Raw genomic sequence first — 12,864 nt, 5'->3', positions numbered from 1 at the left:
TATAGTGGGAGCCAACAAGGACTAACATGTTAAAAGTAATCGTTGTAGATGATCATCCTTTTATACGTTCGTCAGTCAAAATGCTTCTGGCGCATGAAGGTTTTGAAGTCGTCGCGGAAACTGATAATGGCGCCGATGCCGTTCAACTGGTCATTGCTCATGAGCCCGACCTGGTTGTGCTGGACATCACCATTCCGAAGCTTGACGGCCTGGAAGTTATTCGACGTATTCGAGCGTTGGAGGTCCGCACAAAGATTCTGGTATTGACTTCTTTGGCTGCAAAATTTTATTCCATGCGGTGCATGAGTGCCGGTGCGGCGGGCTACATCTCTAAAACCGATGGTCTTGATGAGCTGATCAGGGGTGTCAAAGTCATCATGTCCGGTTATAGCTATTTTCCGGATATACAAGCCCTTTCTGTTCGCCGCAGCGATGGAAGCGCAACCGATGAGGAGTTGATTAGTACGCTCTCGAACAGAGAGCTGGCGATTCTCAAACAACTGGCGAATGGGCTCAGCAATAAAGAAATTGGTGACATCATGCTCTTGAGTAACAAGACCGTCAGCACTTACAAGGCGCGGTTGATCGAGAAGCTTAATGTCACGTCCGTTGTTTATCTGGCAGATTTTGCCAAACGCAACGATCTGCTTTAAATGGTGAAGTCTCTTTCATACTGTCTGTCGCTGGTCGTGCTTGTAATCACGGCCAATTTCACCTCTCCAGTAGAAGCACAACCCAGCACGCTGAGCGTGTTGGGTCGTTCCAGTGTCAACGGTGCTTATCACGTAACACTCGACGGGAGAGATTGGCGTTGGTTGCGCTCAAAGGCCGTATTGGTATTGGGGGCCTCGGCTCCCGATTACGCGGCGTTCGATATGACGATCAATAATGATCAGATGGAAGGGATGACGGTTGACTATGCGCAGTTGATTGCCGAGCTCCTGGGGGTCAAGGTTGAGATTCGCCGGTATGACAGTCGCGGCGAAGTGCTGGACGCGGTCAGAAAAGGAGAAGTGGATTTTGTCGGGACGGCCAATGAGTTCGAGACGCAGTCTCCGAACATTGTGCTCAGCCATCCCTATTCCAACGACAAGCCCACATTGGTCACCCGCAAGGGCGACAGCAGTGATTTGCCGGTAGACCTGAACGGCAAGACCATTGCCATGCTTTACCACTACCTGTCGCCTGATTCCGTCCGCGCTTTTTACCCTAAAGCCACCTTGCAGCTTTATCCCTCCATGCTGGGTGCCATTGGTGCTGTAGCGTTTGGCCAGGCGGATGTTTATCTCGGTGATTCTGTTAGCGCCAATTACCTGATCAATAATAATTTTTTAAATAATGTCGAGTTAGCGGACTTCTCCCGCATGGAAGTTCGCGACTTCAGCTTTGCCATGAATAGCGCAAACCAACCCCTGATTCGTGTCGTCAATGCAGCCGTAGACGCGATTCCAGCGAGTGCACACATGGAAATCATGAACCGTTGGGGGGCGGGCGGGGAGAGCATGCCAGGCAAGCGGCGTCTGAATTTCAGTAGCAGTGAGCAGCGATGGCTGGATGAGCACCCCAGTGTTCGGGTCAATGTCGTGGGGGGGTATCCGCCTTTGTCATTTTTTAACAAGAATGGCGACTACGCAGGTATTGCCCATGATGTGTTGAGCAAAGTATCGCTGCGCACAGGGTTGAAATTTGATATTCGGGTAATGCCGTCGGTTGCTGCGATGGTGGAAAATGTTGGCAAAAATGATTCCGAAATTATAGCCGCGCTCACTCCGAGTTCGGAGCGCGAGCGTGCCTTGCATTTCACACGACCTTACTTGTCTTCGCCCTATGTGCTGATTGCCAAAGCGAACACCGACATTTCATTTGCGCCCGAAAAACTCGCTGGCAAACGCTTGGCGCTGGCTCGCAGTACGGGCATGCACGAATGGCTGGCGGCCAACTTTCCCAAGATCCTGCTCGTCGATGCTGACAACTCTGAACATGCTATGAGTCTGGTCCTGCATGGTGAAGCGGATGCAATGGTTGGTCCGCTGATCATCAGCAATTACACGGTAAATCATCATTTTGACGGGCAGTTACGAGTCGTCAGCACCATCGGTAACGACTTTGCGCGCATGGCCTTCGCGACAAGCCGCGGGGCATTGGAGCTCCATTCCATTCTCGACAAGGCGTTGCTGAGCATTCCACCCGAGGAAATGGATGAAGTAACGAATCGCTGGCGTAACGATGTGTTGATCGAAGACAGCTATTGGACGCGTAACAGAACGCTCTTCATCCAGGCTATTGGTGGCGTGTTGGTGTTGTTGGCGCTGGCGCTGATATGGATCGCCTATATGAAGGTGGCGTTGCGCAGGCGCGATGAGGCTGAGCGGGCACTCAACGAGCAACTGGAATTTATGCGGGTCTTGATTGATGGAACACCCCATCCGATCTACATCCGGGACCGCAATGGGGTTTTGTTGATTTGTAATTCCAGTTACCTCAATGCCTTTAGGGTCGAGCGCGAGGATGTGGTTGGAAAGACCAAAGTGAAGTTGCTCTGCCCTGAGGACGCAAGGAGTTACGAGGAGGAGTTTCAGCGGATCATCAGCAGGGGCTCGCCGATGGTTCGAGACCGTGAAATAACGATGCTGGATGGCCGTAAACTGGAGATTTATCACTGGATGCTGCCTTATCGCGACAGTAATGGCGAAGTAGGTGGGGTGATTGCCGGATGGATTGACATCAGTGAACGCCAGGCACTTGTCGGACAATTGCGTGAGGCGAAGGAGATCGCCGATGAGGCCAAGGAACATGCCGATGATGCCAATCGGGCCAAAAGTCTGTTTTTGGCGACGATGAGCCATGAAATCCGCACGCCTATGAATGCAATCATCGGCATGCTTGAGCTGGCGATGAAAAAGGCCGATCAAGGCGTAACGGACCGGTTTGCGATTGAAGTTGCGTCTGGCGCTGCTCGTGGCCTGCTGGATTTGATCGGCGATATTCTGGACATCGCCCGAATCGAGTCCGGGCGTTTGTCGCTGTCGCCAGAGAGGGCCAATTTACGTGAGCTTCTGGAGTCAGTATTGCGGGTGTTCGAAGGTGTCGCCCGGCAAAAGCGTCTGAGCCTGCTACTGGATCTGGACTTCCAGATGCAGAGTGATGTGCTCATTGACCCTTTACGCTTCAAACAGATTGTTTCCAACCTGCTGAGTAACGCGATCAAGTTCACCCAGGACGGCCAGGTGCGATTGAGCATGCAGGCACGCCCCGCCAAAAATCCGCAGTTCATGGCCGTCGCCCTCGTCATTGAAGACACCGGTATCGGCATTTCGGAGGAGGATCAGCAGAGCTTGTTCAGCCCGTTTACCCAGGCAAGCAACAACACTCAATCCGGGCGCAGTGGTTCCGGGTTGGGGTTGGTGATCAGTCGGACGCTGTGCGAAATGATGGGTGGGCGTTTGCTCATGAGCAGCGTTTTCGGCAAGGGTACAAAGGTTGAAGTACTCATGAGTCTGCCAACGCTGGAACCACTGGCTGAACTGCCCGGGATGATGCCGCATGAAACTGCCGCGCAACATCAGGTGCTGAATGTGTTGGTGGTTGACGACTATCCTGCCAATCGACTTCTGGTGTCTCAGCAACTGAGCCACCTGGGACACCGGGTGAGTGATGCCGTAGACGGCAGGCTGGGTCTGCAAGCCTGGCGCAGTCAATGGTTCGATGTGGTGATCACCGACTGCAACATGCCGGTGATGAATGGCTATCAGTTGACTCAAGCCATTCGCGAAGAGGAACACACCAAAGGCCTCGCACCGTGTTTGATTCTGGGTTTTACCGCAAACGCCCAACAGGAAGAGCTGACCCGTTGCATCAAGGCGGGTATGGACGACTGCCTGTTCAAGCCTATCGGGCTGGAGGAGTTGAAGTCGTGCCTGGATGCCGTAGTGCCTGTTGTACGCAGTGAGGTGGAGACCTCGATCCAGCGCAGCAACGAGATTGACCTGACCAGTGTCGAGCAACTGACCAGGGGAGACAAAGCGTCGATCAATAGCCTGATTGATGATCTGTCCACCGCGAACGAAGAAGACATGGCGCGGCTGATCAAGTTGTTTACCCAACACGACCTGAATGCATTGTCTGACCTGGCTCACCGAGTGAAGGGGGGCGCGCGAATCATCAGGGCGCAACGACTGATCGAGTGCTGTGAACGTCTTGAAGAGGTTTGCAATGGCCGCGACACCTCTCAATTGGCTCAAGCGGTGGATGAGCTACAACAAGAGATGGAGCAATTGGCCGAGAAGCTGAGCCTCTACGTGGCTTGAACGCAGAGGCCGAAAGGCCGGTTGTTTTGACCGGGCCGGAAATCAATCACGGCATAAACTGGGTTTATGCCGGATTCGCCAGGGAACACCAGAACACTACAAAGCCGTTAACTTCCTTGTATCGCCCCTAGTGCCCCTCGTTTTAACCAATAGAAGACTTCCTGCGATGCTCGCTCAGCGAAGCATGAATGGCCAAATGTGCCTGATAGAAAAAACAGCCGCCCTTGCACGTCAACTTAATTAAAACTATCGCGGCCTAACATCAACTCTATCAAGCACCTCTCATCGATATTCAGTTACATCATCCTATTGTTGGAAATGTAAGGCGAAAGCCAACTACTTGTAGGAAATTTCCTAACAAAAGCAGGTGGGCCAGTAGTGCGCCGAAATATGTTAGCGAGGTAATAACGCTAGGAAGTTTCCTACATTAAACACCAATGAACTTATCTACAGTCGCCCCATGGCCTCGGGTAGTTCATCTGTGGGCCCAAGCCCCCTCAGCAGGAAATGTAGCGTAATGAACAAAATATTCAGGTTGGTTTGGAATGCGGCACTCAATACTTGGGGTGTTGCTTCGGAACTTGCAACTGCCAAGACCAAATCCAATCGTTTAGGCGCCCCCCGCGACGCAACCACTGCCGCTGCGTCGAGCGTGGAACTGTTTATCGGGAGCGTTGCGGCCAGCGGCCACAAGAAGATCAATTCGGTAACTAAGCTTGCCGCTGCAGCATTGTTGTTTGGCGCCGGCTCCCTAAACGTTGCTTACGCAGGCAATACCTGTTTGGTCAATGGCACATGGGTGACCGCGCCCACAGCCTCTGGGGACAATGCTCTCGCATGCGGCGAGAAAGCCAGCGCATCAGAGGTGGATGACCTGGCGCTGGGTAGTGGTGCGAACGCTAATGGCGCTATAGCGCCCGATGGGCACATAGGCGGCGCAATAGCCATCGGCAAGAACTCGAAGGCCCAAATGTACAACGCCATCGCGCTCGGGACCGGGGCGGCCGCCTACGGGACGGAAACTATGGCAATTGGTCAAGGCGCAACTTCGGGAGTGAGCGGTAACACCAGTATCGTGAAATCTTTGGCCTTGGGTTTCTCGGCTATTGCGTCTGAAGGTTATACGGTTGCCATTGGTTCAGGCACCAAAGCCACCGGCTACAGTGCTGTCAGTATCGGTAATGCTCCGATTGCTTCAGGTGCGAATGCGGTCGCGATAGGTACTTGGACCACTGCATCGGGCTTCAACAGCACGGGTATCGGTTATCTGGCGGTGGCGAATAATTCGAGGGCCACTGCGATAGGTGAATCAGCAAAAGCTTCCGGGGCCAGCGCCATCGCACTGGGTACTGGTGCTCGTGCCGAGGGCACAGCCAGCATCGGTATCGGCGATCTGAACGTAGTCACCGGCAATAAATCCGGTGCCATCGGGTCCGGAAGCTCTGTCAGTTTTAGCGGCGTATCCGGCAACAGCAGCTACAGCCTCGGCAACGGAAACGTTATCGCGAATAACAACACATTCGTGGTCGGCAATAACATCACCACCACGCAAGACAACAGCGTAGTGCTTGGCAACAACAGCACCGACAGAGCTGTCGTGGCCACGCCCACCGGCATCATCAACGGCACGACCTACAACTACGCGGGCGGGTCACCCACTGGCGTGGTGAGTGTGGGTTCGGTCAACGGCGAGCGCCAGATCATTAACCTGGCGGCTGGCCAGGTCAATTCCACCAGCACCGACGCCATCAATGGCAGCCAGCTGCACGCGACCAATCAGGCCATCGCCGCTGTCGACGCTGATGCGGTCAAGTATGACGACGGCACCCACAACGCTATTACTCTGGGTGGCACTACCTACGACAACAGCACTCACACCGGCGGCACCCGTATCACTAACGTGGCGGATGGCAAGGCGCCAAGTGATGCGGTGAACTTCTCCCAATTGACCCAAACCAATAACAGCATCACCACCCTGGGTAATTCGCTGACCAACCTCTACGAGACCGGCACCAAGTACTTCCATGCCAACTCCACCGGCACCGACTCGGTAGCGTCAGGTCAGGATGCAGTGGCGATCGGCATGGGCGCGGTAGCGAGCCACGACGGCAGCGTCGCATTGGGCGCAGGCTCGGTAGCAGACGGCAGCACCTTGGGGCACAAGGCTTATCTGGTCGCAGGGACCGCAACAGGCGAAGTCAACATCGGCGACCGCCGCATCACTGGCCTCTCCGCCGGTGCAGACGATGCCGATGCGGTTAACGTCGAACAATTGAAAGCCGTCGCTGCGGGCGCCGCTGCCTCTGTGGCCGACGTGGTCAAATATGACGACAGTACCCATAACACCATTACCCTGGGTGGCAATACCTACGACAGCAGCACCCACACCGGTGGCACCACGATCACCAACGTGGCGAACGGTGTAGATGACAGCGATGCGGTGAACATGTCGCAGCTCAATCAAACCAATAACCAGGTGAGCAACAACACCACCAACATCACAAGCCTCAAAAATGACGCACTGCTGTGGGATACCAGCCTGGGGGCTTTCAGTGCCAGCCATGGCGGTGTCACCGTTAACAAGATCACCAACGTGGGTGCGGGAGATCTGAGCGCCAACTCCACGGATGCGGTCAACGGTTCGCAGTTGTATGCCTTGGGCCGACAGGTTACCGGCATCGATAATCGGGTAACGACTATCGAAAACAGCTTCAACACGATCAACAACGGTGGGGGCATCAAGTATTTCCGTGCCAACTCCTCGGGTGCTGATTCGGTGGCCAGTGGGGCCGAGTCGATTGCCATGGGGCCGAATGCCGTAGCGTCGGGCGCAGGCTCCGTGGCTTCGGGGAACGGTGCGAATGCGGCGGGCAATGGGGCTGTTGCCGTGGGCGAAGGCGCAAAGGCTTCTGCCAATGGCAGCGTTGCGTTGGGTAGCGGGGCCAGCGATGGCGGTCGTGGTGCTGAAAACTATACCGGCAAGTACTCCGGTGCCAATAACACCACCGCAGGTACGGCCTCCATCGGCAACGCAGCAACGGGCGAAACTCGCACACTCAGCAACCTCGCGGACGGTAAGGAAGCCACCGATGCGGTTAACCTGCGTCAGCTCGATGGCGCTGTGGCCGAGTCGAAGAAGTACACCGATGACTCGATCAGCTCGATCAACAACTCCGTTGCGAATCAGGACAAACGGGTGACCGACGTCGACAACCGTGTGACCCAGGCGGTGACGAATGTCACTAACCTGCAAAAAGGCACTGACGGCATGTTCCAGGTCAACAACACGAGCAACCTGGCAAAACCGTCAGCGACAGGCGACGACTCGATGGCCGGTGGTGCGGGTGCCAAGGCATCAGGCAAGAACAGTTCGGCCGTCGGCACCAACGCTATTGCCGCGGGTAACAACTCGACGGCAATCGGCAATGGTTCCACCGCCAAGGCGGACAACTCGGTAGCGCTGGGTGCCAACTCGGTGGCTGATCGCGCCAACAGTGTTTCGGTAGGCGCTGCGGGCAACGAGCGACAGATCACCCATGTGGCCGCCGGCACGGCGCCGACGGACGCGGTCAACCTTAGCCAGTTGAACAAGGGATTGGCTGACGCCACCAACAACGCCAATGCCTACACCAATTCGGTCTACAACTCGCTGAACAAAAATATCAAAGAGCTGGACAGCGACTTGAGTGCCGGTATCGCCGGTGCAATGGCCATGGCCGCACTGCCTCAGCCCTATACCGCTGGAGCAAGTATGACCTCCGGTTCCTTGGGCACCTATCGCGGGGAATCGGCGATGGCGTTGGGCGTGTCGCGGATCTCCGATAACGGCCGGTGGGTCACCAAAATGCAAGCCACCACCAACACCCAGCGCGACTTCGGCGCATCGGTGGGTGTGGGTTATCAGTGGTAACCCTTTCACGTTGATCCAGAGCCCGGCGCAGGCCGGGCTCCTCTTCCTATTTATCGTGTCGAGAATCTTATGCAAAAGCCCAATACATCACAGGTGAGCCTGTTTCTGAGCGCGTGCCTGGCCGCGACGCTGGCAGGTTGCGGTACCAACCCAAGCCATGTTGATGATCATGGCAAGTCCAGTGCCCCAGTGTTCCCGGCGCTCAAGGATGCCAGCCGTACCGAAGGCAGTTATGTGAGCGTGGAGAACTTGCGCAAGGTCGTGCCCGGCCTGACCAAGCCGCAGCTTTATGAACTGATTGGTTTGCCGCACTTCTCCGAAGCGATGTTCAACGTTCGCGAGTGGGACTACCTCTTCAAATTCCCACGGCCCGGTACCCGCGAGCCAATGGTTTGCCAGTACAAGGTGATGTTCGACGACAATAAAGTTGCGCAGTCGTATCTGTTCTTGCCGCCATCCTGTGCCCAGGTGCTGAACATCAATGCCGAGGAGGGCGCTGCTGCTCCTGTCTCCCAATAGCGTTGAATTTAGCGCCACTGCCTGCTGAAACAGTGCTGCAAAAAAGAAGGCCCCTATGGGGCCTTCGTCGTTTCTGGCGTTTGCACGGGGTTCATGGGAGAGATGCAGGGGATAGACGCGACAGCAAATCTGCGCTGCTCATGGGGCTGGCATAAAAATATCCTTGCCCCCTTGAACAACCCAGATCAAGCAGCGTGTCTCGTTGCTCCAGGGTTTCGATCCCCTCGATGACAACTGACATGCCCAATGAGTCGCCCAGTGCGAGCGTGCTGCTGATAACTGCCTGGCAGCGTGGCTCGTGCAAGGTGCGCACGAACTCGCCATCCAGTTTGATTTCGTTGAACGGCAACTGGCACAAACGCTTCAAGGAGGAAAATCCGGCGCCAAAGTCATCAATGGACAGTTGGCAACCCATCATGCGAAGCCGAACCAGTGTTTCAAGGCTGGCCGCTGTCGCGTCCAAAAGCCCGCCCTCGGTCAACTCAAACGTCAGGCCATCGCCTGGCAGGTCGAAGTGATCCAGTATCGATTTGATCCGCTGCGTCAGTTGACCGCCCACCAGTTGAGACGTTTGCAGGTTGAAAGCGAAATTCAGGGCGATGTCTTTTTCGCGCAATTGTTTCTGCAGCGCCAAGGCCTGGTTCAACTGGTCGAACAGCAACTCGTCCATCATCTCGCACCGCTCAAGCGTCGGCAGGAAGACCGCGGGCGATAAAATTCCCTTGATGGGGTGTAGCCACCGGGCGAGTACTTCGACGCCATACATCTCGCCGGTACGCAGATTGATTTTTGGCTGGTAATACGCCTTGATCTGACGGTCACGCAAGGCCTGGGTGACTTCCTGGCAATCAGGCAGGACCAGGTCCGGGGCTCGACTGGAGGGCTTGTATGAGCTGGCCGAGTACTTCTCCAATAACGGTGCCAACACTTCCGGTTGCAGGGGTTTGCCGACATCGCCCAGTAACTGCATACCCAACAAAGAGATAATTTTCTGTACCGAATACCGCAGATCCAAAGACATCGAACTGCTGATGATGATCGCGCCGACCAAATTGGAGTGGCTGGCCTGCTGCAAGAATTCCAGGCCATCCATGCCATTCATTCGCAGATCGCACAGCGTGATATCCACGGCGCCCACCTGTTGTAACAGTGCCAGCGCCTGTGATCCGTCTTCAGCCTGGAAGATCTCGGTGCACCCCAAGTGTTGGAGTACCTTGACTGCAAACGCTCGCTGAAAGGGATGGTCCTCAAGAACCAGTGCGCGGAGCGAAGGTTTATTCATCGCAAATGATCTTCATTATAGAAATATGGCCTGATAGTGCCGCACTAGAGGCCAACACTTTGTAGGCATGAAGCCACTGATGTGTAGGAAAAATCCGAGTGATCGCTTGGTGTAACGGCACCACGGGTATGCCCAATTCGTCATCAATCTTGCCTAAAGCGCTCAAGCCGCAACGCTTGGAATGGGCCAGTCTGGACGGTCTGTCCAAGGAGTTGATTATGATCCGACTGTCCCTGATCGAAGCCCGCACGCTGGCCGAATCGATCCTGCTGCACAACGGTTTCAACGCTGCACACGCCCAAGCGGTAGCCGCCACGGTGATTGCCGGCGAGCGCGATGGCTGTGCCTCCCATGGTTTGTACCGGATTCTGGGCTGCGTCAATTCGCTGCGCGCCGGCAAAGTGCGGGCCGATGCCGAGCCGCTGGTGATCGATCAGGCCCCTTCGATCGTGCGTGTCGATGCGGCGGGTGGGTTCTCGCAGCTGGCTTTCCAGGCCGGTCTGCCGCTGCTGGAGGAGAAAACCCGGGCAAACGGAATTGCGGCGCTGGCCATTAACCGCTGCGTGCATTTCTCTGCACTATGGGTGGAGATCGAACAACTGACCGCCGCCGGCCTGGTGGCGCTGGCCTGCAATCCGAGCCATGCCTGGGTCGCGCCTGCGGGGGGAAGCCAGCCCGTGTTCGGCACCAATCCCATCGCGTTCGGTTGGCCGCGTGCGGGTAAAGATCCATTCGTGTTCGACTTCGCCACCAGTGCGATTGCCCGTGGCGATATCGAACTGCATCGGCGTGCCGGCAAGCCGATCCCCGAAGGGTGGGGAGTGGACGCCGACGGGCAACCGAGTACCGATGCCAATGTGGTGCTCGATGCCGGCGCGATGTTGACGTTTGGCGGGCACAAGGGCTCGGCGCTGGCCGCGATGGTGGAGCTGATTGCCGGGCCGTTGATTGGTGACTTGACCAGTGCCGAATCGCTGGCCTATGACGCTGGMAGCAAGTCGTCGCCGTACCATGGCGAGCTGATCATCGCACTTGATCCGCGACGTTTTCTCGGCGAGGCCACCGAGCAGCACCTGGCGCGTGCCGAAACGTTGTTCGAAAGCATACAAGGGCAAGGTGCCCGCTTGCCGTCGCAACGGCGATATGAAGCGCGGGCGCGCAGTCTGGTGGAAGGGGTGCAAATCCCGCAGGCCTTGTACAACGACTTGAAGGCATTGCTGGATTAAAAGAAGACGGGCGCCCATGGCGCCCGTTCGGTTTACAACTGTTCGCAGTGGTTATGGCCATCGACCAGGCGATTGATCCCCAGCGGGTTGGCGTTTTGAAGCGCTTCGGGCAACAACGCATCCGGGCAATTCTGGTAGCAAACCGGACGCAGAAAGCGCTCGATGGCCAAGGTGCCGACCGATGTGCCACGGGCGTCGGAAGTGGCCGGATAAGGCCCGCCATGCACCATCGCATCGCACACTTCAACACCGGTCGGGTAGCCATTGAACAGCACGCGGCCGACCTTTTGTTCCAGCAGTGGCAGCAGTTCACCATGGGTTCGCAGGTCGCCAGCCTCGGCAATCAATGTGGCCGTAAGCTGACCGTGCAGGCTGTGCAGCGCTTGGTGCAGTTCTGCCTTGTCGGCCACTTCGACGATGAGGGTGGTCGGGCCGAACACTTCTTCCTGCAACAACGGATCACCATCAAGCAGCAGATTGACGTCAGCCTTGAACAGCTGCGGTTGAGCTTGATTGCCTTGTTGGACCTTGCCGGCCAGATGACTGATACCCGGATGGCGCAGCAGGGCTTGCACACCCGTGCCGTAGCTGGCGAGTGTCCCGCTGTTGAGCATGGTTTGAGCCGGCTGCTCGTTCATCAAGTGACTCAGCCTTGCGGTGAACGCACTGAACGTCGAGGAGCGAATGCCAATGATCAGCCCCGGATTGGTACAGAACTGACCACAACCTTGGACTACCGATGCCACCAGCTCGCTGGCGATTTTCTCGCCACGCACTTGTAGCGCTTCGGGCAACACCACTACTGGGTTGATGCTGCTCATTTCGGCAAACACCGGGATCGGCTGCTTCCGGGCGGCGGCCATATCGCAGAGGGCGCGACCGCCCTTGAGTGAACCGGTGAACCCCACGGCTTGAATGGCCGGATGCTTGACCAGTGCTTCGCCGACGCCGGCACCGTAGATCATGTTGAACACGCCGTTGGGCATGTCGGTTTGCTCGGCGGCGCGCAGGATCGCATCGGCCACCCGCTCGGCGGTCGCCATGTGCCCGCTGTGAGCCTTGAACACCACCGGGCAACCCGCTGCGAGGGCGGCTGCGGTATCGCCGCCGGCGGTGGAAAATGCCAGCGGGAAATTGCTCGCGCCGAACACCGCCACCGGGCCGACGCCGATCCGGTACTGACGCAGATCGACCCGTGGCAGCGGCTGACGCTCGGGCAAGGCCCGGTCGATGCGCGCGCCATAGAAATCGCCACGGCGCAGAACCTGGGCGAACAGACGCATCTGGCCGCTGGTGCGCCCACGCTCGCCTTGTATGCGCCCGGCAGGCAACGCCGTTTCACGGGTTACCAGCGCAACGAAGTCATCATCCAAGGCATCCAGTTGCGCGGCGATGGCCTCAAGAAACTCGGCGCGCCGACTCGCCGACAGAGCCCGAAATGCCGGGTAAGCGGCAGCGGCCGCTTGGGCTGCGGCATCGACTTCCTCACCCGTGGCCTGCATGAACGAATAGGGCAGCGCTTCACCGGTGCTGGCGTCATGGCTTCGCAAGGTGACAGTACCGGCGGCGCTGCGCGCACCGCCGATGTAGTTGTGGCCGATGATCTCGGGCATGGAAAAC

Annotated in this window: 7 protein-coding genes; 5 read left to right on the top strand and 2 right to left on the bottom strand. The window is 56.9% G+C overall.

What is annotated here, in order from left to right; translation table 11 throughout:
- Positions 1 to 26: 26 nt before the first annotated feature.
- From AC1D2P_RS10235 to AC1D2P_RS10220, 4 genes are all read left to right on the top strand, one after another.
- Entirely contained in the window at positions 27 to 653 is a 627-nt protein-coding gene (locus AC1D2P_RS10235; protein ID WP_046027186.1) for a response regulator transcription factor, read from the top strand.
- Complete coding sequence (locus tag AC1D2P_RS10230; protein WP_477758329.1) at positions 654 to 4,307, top strand: transporter substrate-binding domain-containing protein; 3,654 nt, start codon at positions 654 to 656, stop codon at positions 4,305 to 4,307.
- A gap of 460 nt (positions 4,308 to 4,767) precedes the next feature.
- On the top strand, positions 4,768 to 8,217 hold the full coding sequence (locus AC1D2P_RS10225) for a YadA-like family protein (protein WP_477758328.1): 3,450 nt from the start codon (positions 4,768 to 4,770) through the stop codon (positions 8,215 to 8,217).
- 69 nt (positions 8,218 to 8,286) lie between these two features.
- A complete protein-coding gene (locus AC1D2P_RS10220) occupies positions 8,287 to 8,736 on the top strand; it encodes an outer membrane protein assembly factor BamE (protein ID WP_046027188.1) in 450 nt (149 codons plus the stop codon).
- Positions 8,737 to 8,827: 91 nt separating this feature from the next.
- On the opposite strand, the gene AC1D2P_RS10215 is transcribed toward AC1D2P_RS10220, so the two are convergent.
- Complete coding sequence (locus tag AC1D2P_RS10215) at positions 8,828 to 10,018, bottom strand: EAL domain-containing response regulator (RefSeq protein WP_477758327.1); 1,191 nt, start codon at positions 10,016 to 10,018, stop codon at positions 8,828 to 8,830.
- Between the two features lie 218 nt (positions 10,019 to 10,236).
- Here AC1D2P_RS10215 and AC1D2P_RS10210 point away from each other — a divergent pair, with 218 nt between their 5' ends.
- Positions 10,237 to 11,244: an Ldh family oxidoreductase gene (locus AC1D2P_RS10210; RefSeq protein WP_477758326.1), complete on the top strand. Its 1,008-nt coding sequence runs from the start codon at positions 10,237 to 10,239 to the stop codon at positions 11,242 to 11,244.
- A gap of 32 nt (positions 11,245 to 11,276) precedes the next feature.
- Here AC1D2P_RS10210 and AC1D2P_RS10205 read toward each other — a convergent pair whose 3' ends face one another.
- A complete protein-coding gene (locus AC1D2P_RS10205) occupies positions 11,277 to 12,857 on the bottom strand; it encodes an aldehyde dehydrogenase (NADP(+)) (RefSeq protein WP_477758325.1) in 1,581 nt (526 codons plus the stop codon).
- Positions 12,858 to 12,864: the final 7 nt, after the last annotated feature.

Source organism: Pseudomonas sp. P1_F1_2 (assembly GCF_056405815.1).
The sequence above is the reverse complement of the archived record's forward strand: the minus strand, read 5'-3'. Positions and strand labels throughout refer to the sequence as shown.

Coding starts and splice junctions, on each gene's coding strand:
- AC1D2P_RS10225 (WP_477758328.1), top strand. CDS start 4,768: ATGGCCTCGGGTAGTTCATCTGTGGGCCCAAGCCCCCTCAGCAGGAAA.
- AC1D2P_RS10230 (WP_477758329.1), top strand. CDS start 654: ATGGTGAAGTCTCTTTCATACTGTCTGTCGCTGGTCGTGCTTGTAATC.
- AC1D2P_RS10220 (WP_046027188.1), top strand. CDS start 8,287: ATGCAAAAGCCCAATACATCACAGGTGAGCCTGTTTCTGAGCGCGTGC.
- AC1D2P_RS10215 (WP_477758327.1), bottom strand. CDS start 10,018: ATGAATAAACCTTCGCTCCGCGCACTGGTTCTTGAGGACCATCCCTTT.
- AC1D2P_RS10235 (WP_046027186.1), top strand. CDS start 27: ATGTTAAAAGTAATCGTTGTAGATGATCATCCTTTTATACGTTCGTCA.
- AC1D2P_RS10205 (WP_477758325.1), bottom strand. CDS start 12,857: ATGCCCGAGATCATCGGCCACAACTACATCGGCGGTGCGCGCAGCGCC.